The organism is Fuscovulum sp. (assembly GCA_035192965.1).
Taxonomy (GTDB): domain Bacteria; phylum Pseudomonadota; class Alphaproteobacteria; order Rhodobacterales; family Rhodobacteraceae; genus Paragemmobacter.
Window position 1 is genome coordinate 997,398 of the sequence record CP136571.1, and the last position, 15,548, is coordinate 1,012,945.

Here is a 15,548-nt window from a genome sequence, read left to right on the forward strand (position 1 = left end):
GCGGCTTAGGCCGCGTAATCGTCAGCCTCTGTATCAAGGATCGCGCGCAATTCGCGCAGGTGCACCTCGGCAAAGCGGGGATATGCCTCCCATTCCTGGGCGGTCTTTTCGGCGATGTCATCGGGCAGCACGCGCAGGGGACGGCCGGTTTGCAAGGCGCGGATATAGGTCTCGGCGGCGCGTTCAAAGTAGTAAAGGCGGTTGAACGCATCGGCCACGGTTTGCCCCACCACAAGGACACCGTGATTGCCCATGACCATGACGGTTGTCCTGGGATCGGCCAGCAGCGTGGCGCAGCGGGCGCCTTCTTCTTCGAACGCCATGCCGCCGTAGTGGTCATCCACCACCAGGCGGTTGTGGAACATGGCGCTGTTTTGGTCGATGGCGGGAAGGCGCGAATCCGCAAGGCTGGCCAGAACGGTGGCGTGGATGGAATGGACATGCATGACGCAGCGGGCATGGGGCAGGGCGCGATGGATGGACCCGTGCAGACCCCATGCGGTTGGGTCGGGGGCATCTGGGCGGGCCATGGTGGCGGGATCGTTGGCATCAATCTCGACCAGGCTGGAGGCGGTTATCCTGCTGAAATGACGGCCATTCGGGTTGATCAGGAAGCGTGTGCCTTCGGGGTTCACGGCAAGGGAGAAGTGGTTCGCCACCGCCTCATGCATGTTCAGGCGGGCGGTCCAGCGGAAGGCGGCGGCCATGTCGCAGCGTTCCTGCCAATGAGTCAGGTTTGGGATGGGGGCGTTCATGCGGGGGCCTCGGGTTAGGGCCATGTGCCGTGGGCCATGGCGGTGAGGGTGCGGGTGATGCGGGCAAAACTGGTGGCGGCGCGGGGCACTGTGGCGCGGGCGCGAAGGTAGCCGTGGACGAGGCCGGGCTCGGTGACGGCCCTTGCCGTTCCCCCGGCGGCGGTGATGCGGGCGGCGTAGGTGGTGGCGTCATCGGCCAGCGGATCGCATTCGGCGGCGATGGCGAGGGTGGGGGGCAGGTGGCTGAAGTCGTTGTCAGACAACGGCGCAAAGCTGGGGTCGGGTGCAGGTTCTGGGGCGGTGCCGTGGCGGATGGCGGCGTAGAACTGCACGTCATCGCGGCTGAGCATCGGGGCATTGGCATGGGTAAGGTAGGACCCTGCATCCATGTTTCCGCCGAGACCGGGGTAGATCAGAACCTGACCGCGAATACCAAAATTCCCTTTGCGGCCAATCGCATGGGCGGTGGCAGCCGCGAGGTTTCCACCGGCGCTGTCACCTGCCAGCAGGAGCGGCGCGGGCAACTCTGCTGCGATGGCGCGGGTGGCGGTGCAGGCATCATCGAAGGCGGTGGGGTGGGGGTGTTCGGGGCAAAGGCGGTAGTCGACAGAGACGACATGAAAGCCGGTTTCGGCGCGGATTTCGGCACAGACGTCATCATGGCTGTGCAGGCCACCCACAACGAAACCCCCGCCGTGGAAGTAGATGACGGTGCCACCGTGGCCGGGGTAGTGGCGGCAGGGGACGCCGCCGAAAGGGCGGTCCTGGGCCGTGACACCGGTCGGATAGCCGCGATGGAAGGCGCGGCACATGGCATCGTAGATCGCACGTTGCTGGGCGATGGTCAGACTAGCGGTATCGGGGGGATAGGCGGCTTCGGACCTGCGGATGAAGTCCCAGGTCGGTGCGTCAATGATCCGGGCGTAATCGGGCTGCGTCATGGGCGGAAGTTTGGGGCAGAGCGACGGCCTTGGCTAGGCGATTTCGACTGGCCGGCATGTCGCGTTCGGCGCAGGGCGCGACACTGCCTTCCCGAGAAAAGCGAAAGGGCGCAACGGTTTGCGTTGCGCCCTTGGCTGGATCGGATCTTTCGCTGTGGATCAGGACAGCGAGAGGTTGGTCGCCGATTCGCGACCGTCACGGCCGGCTTCGATATCGAAGGTCACAGCCTGGCCGTCTTTCAGGCCGCGCAGGCCTGCACGTTCCAGTGCGGTGATGTGAACGAACACGTCCTTCTTGCCGCCTTCCGGGGCGATGAAGCCGTAGCCTTTGGTTTCATTGAACCATTTCACGGTGCCCTTGGCCATCGTGAAGTCTCCTGTCAAGTCTGCCGCCCGCACTGTGCGGCGGCCTGGCCCCGTCAGCCTGGTCGATGCTGTGGCCGGAAAATCCGAAACAGAAGTCGAGTAGAGTTAACGTCGCAACGGGGATATGAGCACAAAAGGCCAGAAAATCAAGAAAATTGGGGTTAATTCGGCGGACCTGCGGGGGTGTGGATATTACGATTACACATTCACTATCTTGAATATTAAGCCTTCATGCTGTAGATGAGAGTCATCGCGGCCCGCTGGATGGGCTGCAAGATGGAGTAGACAACATGACCCTTGACCGTGCCGTGATGGCCTTTGCCGGTGTGATGGTGCTGGTGAGCGTGCTGCTGACCAGCTTTGTTTCGCCCTATTTTCTGTGGTTTACCGTGTTCATCGGGGTGAACCTGATCCAGTCGTCCTTTACCGGCTTTTGCCCGGCGGCGATGGTGATGAAGAAGCTGGGCCTGCGCCCGGGTACGGCGTTCTGAGCGGGAGACGAGTCCCGGAATGAGAGTCCGTATCACTCTCAATCCGGGAAACACGTCTGGGTTGCGGATGCAGCGCGCGGTGCAGATGGCTGTGCAGACAGGCGTATGCACGCAGCGGACGGGATGTTCAGACCTTGTCAATCTGAGATAACGCATTTTTCTGCGGCGATGCCTTGGGTCAGACGGTGGTTAAGATGCCCCGGATCGCCCTATCGTTCCGGCTATCGAAGGTCTGAGACCTTTGGCCAAAAAATCGCTGGACCTCTCTCCGGTCACAAGACAGCCAAAATTTTGCCACATTCACCACAGTGCCCGCACATCTGTGCAGACGAGTCGGAGAAGGTGAATGACAGCAAGATTGACGTTGTGGATGGCGTTTGCGCCAGTCGGACCTGCGGGGCGCATTCTGCCCCTGACGGAGGGCATGGCATGAGCAGCGCACACATCACCTTCATCGAACAGTATCGCACGTCCGAAAGCCTGCTGGAGCGCGCGCGGCGGCGGCGGGATGAGGCGCTGGGGCGCCGGATGGCCTGCATCATCCAGACGTCGAAAAACGGCGACGGGATTGTGGAACATGTGTTCAGCGGTGTGCCGCGACTGGGTGATCTGATCGCCCGGACGGGACCGGATGTCAGCATCGTGGGGGTCCGGATGGAACCTGCGGCGGGACGCAAGATCTGCGACGCGGCGGTTGCCGCGACGTAGCGCCCGGCTGCAGTGATCGGCCTGACCAGATCTGTGGCGCCGGGGGGGGCGCGCAGATCACCTGCGGGGGTACGAGGATGCCGGAAGCCGGTGTGGTGCGGGGGTGCCATGCGGCGGAAGGTGGTCAGCGTGCAGGGGTTGGGTCGATCCTGCGGTTTTCGGTGGGCTGAGGAGAAGGCGATCCGTGCGGCGGATCGCCTTTGTGCGTTTGAGCAGGTCCGGGGGGAGTTGATGTCATCGGGTGGGCTGCTACCTGAGCGGCGGGCGCGGTACCATCGCCGCGTCGCAGTATTCTGGATACCGTATGCCCCTGACCGCCGCCTTCGCCGTTCCCGGCGCGTTGACCACCCTGACGGGGGGGTATTTCTATGACCGGCGTTTGGTCGAAGGCCTGCGCGGGCTGGGCCATGATATCCGGCTGGTGACACTGCCCGACGGCTTTCCCGACCCGGGTGAGGCGGCGATGCGGGTGGCGCTGGCGCAGTTGCAGATGTTGCCTGCGGAGATGCCGGTGATCGTTGACGGGCTGGCCTTTGGCGCGCTGCCGACAGAGGGGGTGGCGCGGATGGCCGCGCCGATCATCGCGTTGGTGCATCACCCGCTGGCGCTGGAGACCGGGCTTGATGCGGCGGTGGCGGGGGCCTTGCGGGCGCGGGAGCGGGACAATCTGGGATATGCGCGGCATGTGTTGGTGCCCAGCCCGCACACCAAGGCGGTGCTGGTGGCCGAATATGGGGTGGCTGCTGACAAGATCACCGTTCTGGTGCCGGGGATCGACAGGGTGGCCGGAGCGGCGGTGGAGAAGGCCGATCCGCCGCTGATCCTGTCGGTCGGGATTTTGCATCCGCGCAAGGGGCATGATGTGCTGATCGCGGCGCTGGCGGCGATAGGAGATCTGGATTGGCAGGCGATCATCGTGGGCAATCCGTGGGATGCGGCGCATGTGGCCGATCTGGGCTGGCGGATTGCCGATGCGGGGATGGCGGGGCGTATCCGGCTGGCGGGCGCGGTGGAGATGGCCGAGCGGGACAGGCTTTATGGTGCGGCATCGGTGTTCGCGCTGGCGACGCGCTACGAGGGCTATGGCATCGTGTTCAACGAGGCCTTGGCGCAGGGGTTGCCGATTGTGACCTGCCGGACGGGAGCGGTGCCGGATACCGTGCCGCCGGATGCGGGGCTGCTGGTGGGGGTGGATGACGCGGCGGGTTTTGCCGGGGCCTTGCGGCGAGTGCTGGAGGACCGGGGGCTGCGCGCGGGGATGGCGGCAGGGGCGGCGCAGGCCGGGGCGGCGCTGCCCGGCTGGGACGATGTGGCGCGGCGGGCGGCGGCGGTTCTGGCGGGGGTGGCGGCATGAGCGGGTTGGTGGCGGAGCTGGCGCTGGCGGTGACTGCGGCGCAGGAGGCGGGTGAGATTCTGCTGGGCCATTACCAGGCGCGGGACCGGCTGACGGTGGCGTCAAAACGGGCGGGGGATTTCGTGTCCGAGGCGGATGTGGCGGCCGAGGCGCATCTGCGCGGGCGGCTGCTGGGGGCGTTTCCCGGTGATGGCTGGCTGGGTGAGGAAACGGCAGCGGCGGACGGCGGGCGGCGCTGGGTGGTTGATCCGCTGGACGGAACGACAAACTTTCTGCGCGGCATCGGGCATTGGTGCGTGTCGGTCGGGCTGGAGGTAGGGGGGCGCCCCGTGCTGGGCGTGGTGCATGACCCGCTGCGGGGCGAGACCTTTGCCGCCGCGCCGGGGGGCGGGGTGATGCTGAACGGGCGGGCGGTGGGCTTGGCCGGGACGGTGAATATGACGGGGGCGCTGTTCGGGACGGGGGTGCCGTTCGGCGGGATGGCACATATCGCGGATCATGCCGCCGATATCGCGCGGTTGATGCCGCATTGCGCAGGCGTGCGGCGGATGGGGGCGGCGGCGCTGGATCTGGCCTATGTGGCGGCGGGGCGGCTGGACGGGTTCTGGGAGCGACGGTTGCAGCGGTGGGACATCGCTGCGGGGCTGGCGCTGCTGGCAGAGGCTGGCGCGCGGTTGGAGGGGCTGGACGCGGGCGAGGACCCGTGGGCGACGGGAACGGTGGTGACGGCGGTGCCGGCGTTGTTTGACCGCTTTGCCGGGCTTTTGCGGGATGGATGATCCGCGCGAGGGGCGCGAGGTTCCGGCGGGACGGCTGCGGCGGATGATGGCGCTGGGCGGGCTGGCCACGGGCATCGGCGGGCGGGTGTTGGCCGAGGGGGCGATGCGGCTGGTGCAGGGGGAGCGGCCAAGGTTGCCGGACCTGCTGCTGACACCGGGCAATGCGCGGCGGGTGACGGATCAGCTGGCGCACATGCGCGGGGCGGCGATGAAGGTGGGGCAGCTGTTGTCGATGGATGCGGGGGAGATGCTGCCAGCGGAGTTGGCGGCGATCCTGGCGCGGTTGAGGGCGGATGCCGATCCGATGCCGCCCGCGCAGTTGCGGCGGGTGCTGGACGGGGCCTGGGGTGCGGGGTGGCTGTCGCGGTTCCGGCGGTTTGATGTGCGACCCATCGCGTCGGCCTCGATCGGGCAGGTGCATCGGGCGCAGACGAAGGACGGGCGCGATCTGGCGATCAAGGTGCAGTATCCGGGGATACGGGCGAGCATCGACAGCGACGTGGATAATGTGGCGGCGCTGATGCGGATGTCGGGGCTGGTGCCGGGGCGGCTGGACGTGAAGCCGCTGCTGGCCGAGGCGAAGCGGCAGTTGCATGAGGAGGCGGATTACTGTCGCGAGGCGGCGCAGATGCGGCGGTTCGGGGAATTGCTGGCGGGGCGGACGGGGTTTGTGGTGCCGGTGCCGCAGGAGGATCTGTCGGGCGGCGATGTGTTGGCGATGGATTATGTGGACAGCCTGCCCATCGAGGTGCTGGAGCAGGCGCCGCAAGAAGTTCGGGATGATGTGGCGGCGCGGCTGATCGGGTTGGTGCTGGAGGAGTTGTTCGACTTCAACCTGATGCAGACCGACCCGAATTTCGCGAATTTTCGCTGGCAGCCGGAGACGGGGCGGGTGGTGCTGCTGGATTTCGGCGCGGCGCGGAGCTTTCCCGATGGGTTGGCGGCGCGGTTCCGGGCGGTGGTGCGGGCCGGGATTGCGGGGGAGCCGGAGGCGATGCTGCGGGCGATGACGGCGATGGGGTATCTGCCCGAAGCCTTGGCCGAGGGGCATCGGCGGGCGGTGGTGGAATTGGCCGATCTGGCATTCGGGCCGCTGCGGGCGGGGGGAATTTACGATTTCGCGCGGCGTGACTTTGTGATGGAGTTGCGCGACCGGGGGATGGCGTTGGGGATGGACCGCGACCTGTGGCATGTGCCGCCGCCCGAGGTGCTGTTCCTGCATCGCAAGTTCGGGGGGCTGTATCTGCTGGTGGCGCGGCTGCGCGCGCGGGTCGATCTGGACCGGGTGATGGGGCGCTATTTCGCGGATTGAAGCCGGGCGTAGAGATCACCTGATTTTGCGCCGGGCGGCAGGGCGCGCAGCCATGCGATGGTATCGGTTGCCTTGCGCCAGTCTTGCCAGAGGAACCGCCCGCTTTCCCCGCGCACGGGATTGAAGCGGTAGGGGCCAAGGGTTTGCAGCCGTTCGATCACGCGGACTGTCTGATCGGGCAGATCGGGCAGGTATTCGACAGAGACGAGCGGCAGAGGGCGGCTGACACCAGAAAGGACGTCAAGTTCGAACCCTTCGACGTCGATTTTCACATAGGCGGGCAGGCCGTGGGTTTCTATCAGGCGGTCGAGCGTGGTGACGCGGACGCTTTGCTGCCGGTCCCATTTCACATGGGCAAAGCCGGGGGTGGCCCCGGCTGTGGCTGCGAAATCCGGGTGCAGCGATGAGACGGTGGGATGCAGCGAGGAAACGGCCATGGTGGCGGTGGTTTCCTGCGGGCCTGCGGCGGCCTCGATCAGGGTGATGTCTGGCGGCAAGGTGCGGCGCAGGAAGGTGGCGAAGGGTTCTTGCGGTTCAAGCGCTACAACACGCGCCCCGGCGGCGCGCATGGCGCGGGCGCGGGTGCCGACATGGGCGCCGACATCAAAGACCAGATCGCCGGGGGACAGCAGGCTTCGGTAGAAGCGACGCAGGGGAATGGTACGGGCAGGATTGTTGTAAATGATAAGGGATCGGGCCAGACCGAGCCAAATGCGGATACCCATAAACTCCCCCTGCCGTGACGCGCACACTGCCGCAGGTTGAGAGTAGGACGGGTGTGGCACTTTCGAGGCGGAAAGCTTTGACCCACGGAAACGTGATCTGATTATCGATTTTCTGTCATCGCCCTTGTCGCGTGAGTCGCAGGACTACGTAACGTGTGCCACTTTGCCCGGGATTGCCCATGACTGTTTCTAACCGCGCGCTGCGTGCGGACCCATTGATTGAAAACCAGTTTATGCCGACAAGCCGCGAACAGGTGATGCGGGCGCGCGGCGATCTGCGGCTGGGTTTGCCGGTGGTGGTGACAGGGCCCGGCGGGGCCTTGATGGTGCTGGCCGTTGAGGGGCTGTCGGAAGCGCGGTTTGCGGCGGCTGTGCAGGCGGGCGGGGCCGAGTTGGTGCTGACGGGCAGGCGGGCGGTGGCGCTGGGGCTGGATGGTGCCGCGCCGGTTGTCAGGCTGGAGGTGGGCGGCCACAGTTTCGCGCAGGTGCAGCGTCTGGCAGACCCGATACGAGACGGCGCGCTGCGGGGGCCGGTCGCGGTGCAGGTGCTGCCGGGCGGTGTGGTGCAAGAGGCGGGGATCGCGCTGGCCCGGGCGGCGCAATTGCTGCCTTCGGTGATGTCGGTGCCGCTGGCCGATGCCGGGCGGTTGGCGCAGGATCAGGGGCTGACGCTGGTTTCGGCCGGGGACGTGCTGACCGAGCTGGCGCGGATGGCGCCGCAGCATGAGATAAGCGCGGCGGCACTACCGATGGCGGTGTCTGAGGCGGGCCGGGTGCATGTGTTCCGCCCGGATGACGGCGGGGCAGAGCACTATGCCATCGAGGTGGGGGCTGTTGATCGGGTGGGGCCGGTTCTGGTGCGGCTGCATTCGGCCTGTTTCACGGGCGATGTGCTGGGCAGCCGGAAATGCGATTGCGGCCCGCAATTGCAGGCGGCGATGGCGGCGATGGCCGAGGTCGGGGGCGGGGTGCTGCTTTACCTGAACCAAGAGGGGCGCGGGATCGGGTTGGCCAACAAGATGCGCGCCTATGCCCTTCAGGAACGTGGGCTGGACACGGTGGAAGCGAACCATCACCTTGGGTTCGAGGATGACGAGCGGGATTTCCGCATTGGGGCGGCGCTGCTGGCGCGTTTGGGGATTTCCGAAGTGCGGCTGATGACCAACAATCCGGCCAAGGTGGCCATGCTGACGGCGCAGGGGGTGCGTGTGGCCGCGCGGGTGCCGCTGGCCGTGGGCCGGACGGCGCAGAACGCGCGATATCTGGCAGTCAAGGCACAGAAATCCGGGCATCTGCTGCCATGACGGCGCGGGCGCTGTGGTGCGTGGCCCCCGGGCAGGCCGAAATCCGCGATGCGGCGATGGGCGAGGGCGTGGCGGTGCGGGCGCTTTGGTCCGGCATCAGCCGAGGGACGGAGCGGCTGGTGTTTGGCGGTGGCGTGCCTGAGGCGGAATGGGCGCGGATGCGCGCGCCGTTTCAGGAAGGCGCGTTCCCGTTTCCGGTGAAATACGGCTACAGTATGGTGGGTGAGGCGACCGAGGGTGCGCTGGCGGGGCGGGCGGTGTTTGCGCTGTTTCCGCATCAGACGGCATTCCGCTTGGCCGAGGCGGCGCTGATCGCGGTGCCGGATGGCGTGCCTGCCGCGCGGGCGGTGCTGGCTGCCAATATGGAGACGGCGCTGAACATCCTGTGGGACAGCGGGGCCGGGGCCGGGGACAGGATCGCAGTGATCGGCGCGGGTGTCGTGGGGGCGCTGGTGGCCTATCTGTGCGTGCGGTTGCCGGGGGCCGAGGTTGTGCTGGTGGACAGCCAGCCGGAACGCGCGGCGCTGGCGGCGACGCTGGGCTGTGGGTTTGCTTTGCCCAAAGATGCGCCGGGGGAGTGCGATGTGGTGATCCATGCCAGTGCCTCGGCCGCCGGGTTGGCGACCGCGCTGGGCTGTGCGGGGGCTGAGGCCGTGGTGGTGGAGGCAAGCTGGCATGGCGCGGGGGAGACGCCCGTGCCGCTGGGCGGGGCGTTCCACAGCCGGCGGCTGAGGCTGGTCAGTTCGCAGGTGGGGCAGGTGCCGCCTGCGCGCGCGCCACGCTGGACCTATCGGCGGCGGCTGGAGAAGGCGCTGGACTTGCTGCGCGATCCGGTGCTGGAGGTGATGATTTCGGGGGAGAGCGGGTTTGACGACCTGCCCGACACCTATGGCGCGGTGCTGTCCGCGCCCGGCACGCTGTGCCATCGTATTCGCTATTGAACAAAGGAAAGACACATGTTCGCTGTTGAGGTCCGGGACCATATCATGATCGCGCATTCGCTGCCCTCGCCGGTGTTCGGCCCGGCGCAGGGGATGCATGGGGCGACGTTTACCGTGGATGCGGCGTTCTTTGCCGAGGATATCGACGATCACGGGTTGGTGGTGGATATCGGACTGGCGGTGGATGCGCTGGCGGCGGTGTTGCAACCGCTGCGCTATCGCAATCTGGACGAGGTGCCGGAGTTTGCGGGCAAGTTCACCACGACGGAGTTTTTGTGCGGCGTGATCCACAAGGCCATGGTGGCGCGGTTGCGGGCGGGTGAGTTGAAGGATGCGGGCCGTGTGAAGCGGCTGCGGATCACGCTTGGGGAAAGCCATATGGCGCGGGCCTGGTGTGAGGGTGAGGTCTGAGGGATGGGCTTTTCCGCCGACTGGCTGGCCTTGCGTGAACCTGCCGACCATGCGGCGCGGGATGGCGCGCTGTTGGCTGCGGCGGCGCAGGTGGCGGGGGCGGTGATCGTGGACCTCGGCTGTGGCACGGGATCGACGCGGCGGGCTTTTGGTGGGCTGGCCGAGGGTGCGCTGTGGCGGATGGTGGATGCGGATGCGGGGTTGCTGCATCTGGCGGGGGGGGAGGGGCATTGCCTTGACCTGAACGATGTGGAGGCTTTGCCTTTGGAAGGGGCAGGGTTGGTGACGGCTTCGGCGCTGTTTGATCTGGTGTCGGCAGAGTGGGTTGAGCGGTTCGTTGCGCGGGTGGCGGAGTTGCGGCTGCCCGTCTATGCGGCGCTGAATTACGATGGGGTGATGGTTTGGGAGCCTGCCTTGCCGGAAGACGCGGCGGTGACGGCGGCGTTCAACCGGCATCAGGGGGGCGACAAGGGGTTCGGCCCGGCGCTGGGGCCGAAGGCGGCGGATCATCTGGCGGCGCGGTTGCGGGCGGCGGGCTATGCGGTGCGCGAAGCCGACAGTCCTTGGCGGCTGGGGCCGGATCAGGCGGCGTTGCAGGGGGAATTGCTGCGCGGGATTGCGCAGGCGGCGGGCGAGGCAGGGTTTGCCGGAGCGGATGCGTGGCTGGCGGCGCGGCGGGCAAGGCTGGGGCAGGGGGAATGCCGGATCGGGCATCGCGATCTGCTGGCCCTGCCGCCTGCTTTGGCGGCGGGTGAGGGAGGCTGAGGATGCACACGGTTGAGGTCACGCCAAAGGTCTGGGAGCGGATCCTGTCGATCCGGGCGGGTAACGGTTGTGCCTGCTGCGGGCGGTGGACGCCGGGCGAGCGTGCGGCGCTGGACCTGTACGCGCCTCTGGCCCGGCGTGATCTGGGGCCGGTGACGGTAGCGCAGATCGGGCAATCGCTGGATGGGCGGGTGGCCACGGTGACGGGCGATGCGCGGGATGTTTCGGGGCCAGAGGGATTGGCGCATCTGCACCGGATGCGGGCGCTGGTGGATGGCGTGTTGATCGGAGTGCGGACCGCGATCCATGACCAGCCGCAACTGACCGTGCGGATGTGCAGCGGACCGAACCCGGCGCGGATCGTGGTAGACCCGCGCGGGCGTTTGCCGGATGACGTCGCACTGTTCCGTGCCGATGGCGCGCGGCGGATCGTGGTGCAAGGCGTGGCGCAGGCGCGGCCCGAGGGCGTGGAGGTGGTTACCCTGCCGTTGCATGACGGGTGGCTGGACCCCGCCGAGATATTGGCAGCCTTGCATGACCTTGGGCTGAACAGCGTCATGGTCGAAGGCGGCGGGATCACCATCGCGCGGTTTCTGGAGGCGGGATTGTTGAACCGGTTGCAGGTGGCGGTGTCGCCCTTGCTGATCGGGGGCGGGCCGCAGGGATTGACGCTGCAAAGCCCGGTGGCGCGGCTGTCGGATGCGATGCGGCCAGAGACGCGGGCCTATGGGCTTGGCCCCGAGGTGGTTTTTGATTGCGCATTAACGCCCAGTGCTGCGATGGCCTGGCAGCCGGTTCACGCGGCGCGGTTGGTGGCGGAGGGCACGCGCGCCCTGCGGGCGCGGTAGGGCGTGGGATGCTAACGGCGGACCGGCGGCCAGATGCGGGACCATGTGCCATCGCGCAGGATCAGCGCGTGGTGCAGGGCGGCGGCGATGTGCAGCGCCAGAAGCGCGGCGATGGCATAGGCGCCCAGTTCATGCACCGTCTTGGCCGTGGCGGCGAGGGTTTCGGATTTCGGCACGAGCGTGGGCAGGCCGAGCCTGTCCAGCGCCTCGATCGGAAAGCCGCCGGCGCGGACACGGATGTAGCCCGACAACGGCATGACCAGCATCAGCACATAAAGCAGGCCATGGCTGGCATGGGCGACGCGGCGCTGCCATGCGGGCAGGCGGTCGGACAAGGGCGGGGCCTTGTGGCGCAGTTTCACGACGATGCGCAGCACGACAAGGATGAGGACCACGACACCCATGTTTTTGTGCATGATGAACAGCGTGTTGCCGAGCGCGCGGGGCAGGCCCTCTTGCACCATCAGAAAGCCTGCGGCGATCATGGGAAGGATCATCAGCGCGATGATCCAGTGAAGGGCGCGTTGGCCGCTGCTGTATCCGGGAGACGGTGTCTGCATCTGAGCCTGCCTTTTGTGATCCCATGACAGTAGAGGTTGAGAAGATCAGATCAAGGGTTGGCTTGCCTGCCGGGTTCTGGCCTGCGGCGCTTCTGGCCCTGCTGGTCGCGTTGGTGCCGCTGGTGCTGCGGCCTGAGGGTGGTGTGAGAGCGGCTCTGATCGCGCTGGCGGGGACGGGGGCGGTTCTTGTGCTGATCCGGGGCAAGCTGGCGCTGCATTTCCCCCATGCGCGGTTTGGCCTGTGCAATGTGGTGACGCTGGCGCGTGCGGCGATGGTGGCGGCGCTGGCGGGGATGCTGTGGCAGGGGCCGCAGGGATGGGATGTGCTGGCACTGGCCAGCGTGGCGCTGGCGCTGGACGGGGTGGATGGTTGGCTGGCGCGGCGCAGCGGGCTGTTGTCAGATTTTGGCGCGCGGTTCGACATGGAGACGGATGCGGCGCTGGCGCTGGTGCTGGCGGCGCATGTCTGGCTGGGGGGCATGACGGGGGCGGAGGTGCTGCTGCTGGGGGCGATGCGATACGCCTTTGTGGCGGCCTTCTGGCCATTTCCGTGGCTGGCGGCGGCCCTGCCTGACAGGTTCGGGCGCAAGGTGGTGTGCGTGGTGCAGATCGCCGCGTTGATCCTGTTGCAGGTGCCGGGGCTGATGCCCGAGGTGGCGCAGGTGGTGGCATGGGGCGCGGTGGCGGCGCTGGTCTGGTCCTTCGGGCGGGATGTGCTGTGGCTGTGGAGGCATCGGGGATGAGTGGGGGGATGATCTGGCGCGCGGTGTTGGCTGCCGTGATCCTGCATCTGGTACTGATCCAGCCCAATCATCCCGGCGCGATGACATGGGGGGCCCTGCGGCTGTTTCCGCTGGAATTGCCGGTGTTGCTGCTGGGCTTGCCGTTGCTTGGGGACGGGCGCGCGGGGCGATGGTTGCGCGGGGTGCTGGCGGCGTTGCTGGTCCTGCTGGTGGTGCTGAAGGCAGCGGATTTTGCGATGTTCACGGCCTTTGGCCGGGGATTCAACCCGGTGGGCGATCTGCCGCTGGCGGTGGCGGGGTTCAACCTGTTGTCGGGTTCGGTGGGCGTGCTGGGCGCGGTGTTGGCCTATGGGGCGATTGCGGCAGTGTTGCTGGCGCTGGGCTGGGCGCTGTGGTGGGCGATGGGGGTTTGGGCGCGGTTGCCGCTTTTTGGCGCGCGGCCGTGGTTGCGGCGAGGCGCGGGGGTGGTGGCGCTGATCTGCGCGGTGGCCGGGGTTTGGGAAGCGGCGGCGATCATGAACCGCTGGAAGATGCCCTTCGACCCGCCCGGTGCGGCCTTTACATCTCGGGTAGCGGCAGAGCGGGTGCGGCTGGTGCTGCGCACGGTTGCGGATCTGCGGACCTTCCGGGTGGCGGCGGTGGCGGATCCGTTCCGGGGGCAGGACGGGCTTTTGGACCGGATCGACCGGGATGTGGTGGTGGTGTTCATCGAGAGCTATGGGCGGGCCAATGTGGAAGGGCCGCTTTATGCCGCGACAACGCGGGCGGTGCTGGCCGAGGCGGAACGGGCGCTGGGGGCGCAGGGGTTTGCGATGCGGTCGGGATACCTGACATCCTCTACCAAGGGGGGGCAGAGCTGGCTGGCCCATGCGACATTCGCCAACGGACTGCGGATCAATGATCAGGTGCGCTATCGCGCGCTGTTGGTGAGCGGGCGGGAAGGGTTGTTCCACATCGCGCGGCGGTCGGGGTTTGAGACGGCGGCGGTGATGCCGGCGATCACCATGGCCTGGCCGGAAGGACGGGGGATGGGGTTTGACCGCATCCTTGCGGCGGCGGATCTGGGCTATCGCGGGTTGCCGTTCAACTGGGTGACGATGCCGGATCAGTTCACGCTGGCGGCGTTTGACAGGCTGGTGCGGCAGGATGCGGCGCGTGCAGGGCGGCTGTTCGCGCAAGTGGTGCTGATTTCGTCGCACGCGCCCTGGGTGCCGGTGCCGCGCATGGTGGATTGGGATGCGGTGGGGGACGGCACGGTGTTCAACGCTATGGCGCAGGAAGGCGATCCGCCGAATGTGGTGTGGCGCGACCGGGACCGCGTGCGCGACCAGTATCGCCAGTCGGTCGGCTATGCGCTGGAGGCGGCGTTCGGCTGGGCCGCGCGAACGGCGGAGGAGATGCCGCTCATCGTGGTGCTGGGCGATCATCAGGCGGCGGGGTTCGTGGCCCAAGAGGACCGGCTGGATGTGCCGGTGCATGTGATCGGGCCGGCCGATCTGGTGGAGCGGGCGGGGGCTTGGGGCTTTGTGCCCGGGCTGACCCCGCCCGAGGCGCAGGAGGCGCTGCCGATGGAGGCGATGCGCGATCTGTTTGTCACCACCTTTTCCAGCGGGGTGGCGCCGTGAGGCCGGGGCTGCGGCAGGCCTTGCGGGCAGCAGCGGCGGTGGCCGTGATTGCGCTGGTTTGGCGGATGGTGGACGGGGCCGAGGTGGCGGCGCGGCTGCGCGCACTGCGGCCCGGTTGGGTGGCGGTGGCGATTGGCCTGCTGCTGGCGCAGACCGTGCTGTCGGCGCTGCGCTGGCGGCTGACGGCGGCGCAGCTTGGCCATCAGATGGGGCTGCGGCGCGCGGTGCGGGAGTATTTTCTGGCGCAGGTGGTGAACCTTGCCTTGCCCGGTGGGGTGCTGGGCGATGCGGGGCGGGCGGTGCGCGCGGGCGCGGTGGCGGGGTTGGAGCGGGCCGGGCAGGCGGTGGTGTTCGAGCGGCTGGCGGGACAAGCGGCGCTGGTTGCGGTGGTGCTGCTGGCTGCGCTTGTGGTGAGCCTTGCGCCGGGGGGGATCGTGTTGCCCGGCGCGATGCTGGCGGGGCTGGGCTTGGTGGCGGTGGGGCTTGGGGTCGCGGCAGGGTTGTTTGTGCTGGCGGGCGCGCGGTGGCCGCGATTGGCGGCATGGCGCGCGGCGGCGGCGCGGGCGGTGTTTGCGCACGGGGTCTGGCAGCAGCAAGTGGTGTTGAGCCTGGGGACGGTGGCGGCGAACCTGCTGGCCTTTGCGGCCTGTGCGGCGGCGGTGGGCGTCTGGCTGCCCTTGGGCGCGGTTCTGGTGATCCTGCCGCTGGTGCTATTCACCATGCTGGTGCCGTTGACCATCGGCGGCTGGGGCCTGCGCGAGGGGGCGGCAGTGGTGCTGTTTCCGCTGGCAGGTGCGACGGGGGCCGAGGGCTTTGCGGCCAGTGCGGCCTTTGGCGTGGTGTTCCTGCTGACATCCGTGCTGGGGATGGCGCTGTGGCTTTGGCCGGGGCGGGCAGAGCCGGGACGCCAGCAGGGTTAG

General features: G+C 67.7%; 18 protein-coding genes. 13 read left to right on the forward strand and 5 right to left on the reverse strand.

The genetic code is table 11. The annotated features are described in order from the left end of the window. Positions 1–5 precede the first annotated feature (5 nt). From RSE12_04950 to RSE12_04960, 3 genes are all read right to left on the reverse strand, one after another. Complete coding sequence (locus tag RSE12_04950) at positions 6–755, reverse strand: class II aldolase and adducin N-terminal domain-containing protein (GenBank protein ID WRH63689.1); 750 nt, start codon at positions 753–755, stop codon at positions 6–8. A gap of 14 nt (positions 756–769) precedes the next feature. Further along, positions 770–1,696 (reverse strand): alpha/beta hydrolase, encoded by a 927-nt coding sequence (locus RSE12_04955; protein ID WRH63690.1) that lies wholly within the window; start codon positions 1,694–1,696, stop codon positions 770–772. Between the two features lie 159 nt (positions 1,697–1,855). Then, the gene (locus RSE12_04960; GenBank protein WRH63691.1) at positions 1,856–2,062 is read right to left on the reverse strand and encodes a cold-shock protein; all 207 of its coding nucleotides are present in this window, start codon (positions 2,060–2,062) and stop codon (positions 1,856–1,858) included. A gap of 290 nt (positions 2,063–2,352) precedes the next feature. Between RSE12_04960 and RSE12_04965 the strand changes: the two genes are divergently transcribed. The 5 genes from RSE12_04965 (at position 2,353) to RSE12_04985 (ending at position 6,706) form a co-directional block, all read left to right on the forward strand. After that, positions 2,353–2,553 carry a DUF2892 domain-containing protein gene (locus RSE12_04965; protein WRH63692.1) on the forward strand — a complete coding sequence of 67 codons (201 nt, stop codon included), beginning with the start codon at positions 2,353–2,355 and terminating at the stop codon, positions 2,551–2,553. 429 nt (positions 2,554–2,982) lie between these two features. After that, on the forward strand, positions 2,983–3,261 hold the full coding sequence (locus RSE12_04970; GenBank protein WRH63693.1) for a hypothetical protein: 279 nt from the start codon (positions 2,983–2,985) through the stop codon (positions 3,259–3,261). A 304-nt stretch (positions 3,262–3,565) separates the two neighbouring features. Continuing rightward, entirely contained in the window at positions 3,566–4,615 is a 1,050-nt protein-coding gene (locus RSE12_04975; protein ID WRH63694.1) for a glycosyltransferase family 4 protein, read from the forward strand. Beyond that, the gene (locus RSE12_04980) at positions 4,612–5,394 is read left to right on the forward strand and encodes an inositol monophosphatase family protein (GenBank protein ID WRH63695.1); all 783 of its coding nucleotides are present in this window, start codon (positions 4,612–4,614) and stop codon (positions 5,392–5,394) included. Before RSE12_04975 ends, RSE12_04980 begins: the two co-directional genes overlap by 4 nt. Next, entirely contained in the window at positions 5,387–6,706 is a 1,320-nt protein-coding gene (locus tag RSE12_04985) for an AarF/ABC1/UbiB kinase family protein (protein ID WRH63696.1), read from the forward strand. Before RSE12_04980 ends, RSE12_04985 begins: the two co-directional genes overlap by 8 nt. Here the strand turns inward: RSE12_04985 and RSE12_04990 are convergent. Beyond that, positions 6,691–7,431 (reverse strand): FkbM family methyltransferase, encoded by a 741-nt coding sequence (locus RSE12_04990; protein ID WRH63697.1) that lies wholly within the window; start codon positions 7,429–7,431, stop codon positions 6,691–6,693. The genes RSE12_04985 and RSE12_04990 overlap by 16 nt on opposite strands. A gap of 233 nt (positions 7,432–7,664) precedes the next feature. Here RSE12_04990 and ribA point away from each other — a divergent pair, with 233 nt between their 5' ends. From ribA to RSE12_05015, 5 genes are read left to right on the forward strand one after another with little or no spacing between them, the layout of a single operon-like run. Further along, positions 7,665–8,735, forward strand: a complete 1,071-nt coding sequence (gene ribA, locus RSE12_04995) for a GTP cyclohydrolase II (protein ID WRH64741.1) — start codon at positions 7,665–7,667, stop codon at positions 8,733–8,735. Then, the gene (locus tag RSE12_05000) at positions 8,732–9,676 is read left to right on the forward strand and encodes a zinc-binding alcohol dehydrogenase (GenBank protein WRH63698.1); all 945 of its coding nucleotides are present in this window, start codon (positions 8,732–8,734) and stop codon (positions 9,674–9,676) included. Before ribA ends, RSE12_05000 begins: the two co-directional genes overlap by 4 nt. 15 nt (positions 9,677–9,691) lie before the next feature. Then, positions 9,692–10,087: a 6-carboxytetrahydropterin synthase gene (locus tag RSE12_05005; GenBank protein ID WRH63699.1), complete on the forward strand. Its 396-nt coding sequence runs from the start codon at positions 9,692–9,694 to the stop codon at positions 10,085–10,087. Between the two features lie 3 nt (positions 10,088–10,090). After that, a complete protein-coding gene (locus RSE12_05010) occupies positions 10,091–10,852 on the forward strand; it encodes a class I SAM-dependent methyltransferase (protein ID WRH63700.1) in 762 nt (253 codons plus the stop codon). A 2-nt stretch (positions 10,853–10,854) separates the two neighbouring features. Then, the gene (locus RSE12_05015; protein ID WRH63701.1) at positions 10,855–11,700 is read left to right on the forward strand and encodes a RibD family protein; all 846 of its coding nucleotides are present in this window, start codon (positions 10,855–10,857) and stop codon (positions 11,698–11,700) included. 11 nt (positions 11,701–11,711) lie between these two features. Here RSE12_05015 and RSE12_05020 read toward each other — a convergent pair whose 3' ends face one another. Further along, positions 11,712–12,260, reverse strand: a complete 549-nt coding sequence (locus tag RSE12_05020; protein ID WRH63702.1) for a cytochrome b/b6 domain-containing protein — start codon at positions 12,258–12,260, stop codon at positions 11,712–11,714. 23 nt (positions 12,261–12,283) lie between these two features. Between RSE12_05020 and RSE12_05025 the strand changes: the two genes are divergently transcribed. From RSE12_05025 to RSE12_05035, 3 genes are read left to right on the forward strand one after another with little or no spacing between them, the layout of a single operon-like run. Continuing rightward, entirely contained in the window at positions 12,284–13,003 is a 720-nt protein-coding gene (locus tag RSE12_05025) for a CDP-alcohol phosphatidyltransferase family protein (protein WRH63703.1), read from the forward strand. After that, entirely contained in the window at positions 13,000–14,628 is a 1,629-nt protein-coding gene (locus RSE12_05030; protein WRH63704.1) for a sulfatase, read from the forward strand. The genes RSE12_05025 and RSE12_05030 overlap by 4 nt, the downstream gene beginning before the upstream one ends. Further along, positions 14,625–15,548, forward strand: a complete 924-nt coding sequence (locus RSE12_05035) for a lysylphosphatidylglycerol synthase transmembrane domain-containing protein (protein ID WRH63705.1) — start codon at positions 14,625–14,627, stop codon at positions 15,546–15,548. The genes RSE12_05030 and RSE12_05035 overlap by 4 nt, the downstream gene beginning before the upstream one ends.

Excerpts from the sequence above, each read along its gene's own strand:
- RSE12_04950 (WRH63689.1), bottom strand. The coding sequence starts at position 755 with ATGAACGCCCCCATCCCAAACCTGACTCATTGGCAGGAACGCTGCGAC.
- RSE12_04955 (WRH63690.1), bottom strand. The coding sequence starts at position 1,696 with ATGACGCAGCCCGATTACGCCCGGATCATTGACGCACCGACCTGGGAC.
- RSE12_04960 (WRH63691.1), bottom strand. The coding sequence starts at position 2,062 with ATGGCCAAGGGCACCGTGAAATGGTTCAATGAAACCAAAGGCTACGGC.
- RSE12_04965 (WRH63692.1), top strand. The coding sequence starts at position 2,353 with ATGACCCTTGACCGTGCCGTGATGGCCTTTGCCGGTGTGATGGTGCTG.
- RSE12_04970 (WRH63693.1), top strand. The coding sequence starts at position 2,983 with ATGAGCAGCGCACACATCACCTTCATCGAACAGTATCGCACGTCCGAA.
- RSE12_04975 (WRH63694.1), top strand. The coding sequence starts at position 3,566 with ATGCCCCTGACCGCCGCCTTCGCCGTTCCCGGCGCGTTGACCACCCTG.
- RSE12_04980 (WRH63695.1), top strand. The coding sequence starts at position 4,612 with ATGAGCGGGTTGGTGGCGGAGCTGGCGCTGGCGGTGACTGCGGCGCAG.
- RSE12_04985 (WRH63696.1), top strand. The coding sequence starts at position 5,387 with ATGGATGATCCGCGCGAGGGGCGCGAGGTTCCGGCGGGACGGCTGCGG.
- RSE12_04990 (WRH63697.1), bottom strand. The coding sequence starts at position 7,431 with ATGGGTATCCGCATTTGGCTCGGTCTGGCCCGATCCCTTATCATTTAC.
- ribA (WRH64741.1), top strand. The coding sequence starts at position 7,665 with ATGCCGACAAGCCGCGAACAGGTGATGCGGGCGCGCGGCGATCTGCGG.
- RSE12_05000 (WRH63698.1), top strand. The coding sequence starts at position 8,732 with ATGACGGCGCGGGCGCTGTGGTGCGTGGCCCCCGGGCAGGCCGAAATC.
- RSE12_05005 (WRH63699.1), top strand. The coding sequence starts at position 9,692 with ATGTTCGCTGTTGAGGTCCGGGACCATATCATGATCGCGCATTCGCTG.
- RSE12_05010 (WRH63700.1), top strand. The coding sequence starts at position 10,091 with ATGGGCTTTTCCGCCGACTGGCTGGCCTTGCGTGAACCTGCCGACCAT.
- RSE12_05015 (WRH63701.1), top strand. The coding sequence starts at position 10,855 with ATGCACACGGTTGAGGTCACGCCAAAGGTCTGGGAGCGGATCCTGTCG.
- RSE12_05020 (WRH63702.1), bottom strand. The coding sequence starts at position 12,260 with ATGCAGACACCGTCTCCCGGATACAGCAGCGGCCAACGCGCCCTTCAC.
- RSE12_05025 (WRH63703.1), top strand. The coding sequence starts at position 12,284 with ATGACAGTAGAGGTTGAGAAGATCAGATCAAGGGTTGGCTTGCCTGCC.
- RSE12_05030 (WRH63704.1), top strand. The coding sequence starts at position 13,000 with ATGAGTGGGGGGATGATCTGGCGCGCGGTGTTGGCTGCCGTGATCCTG.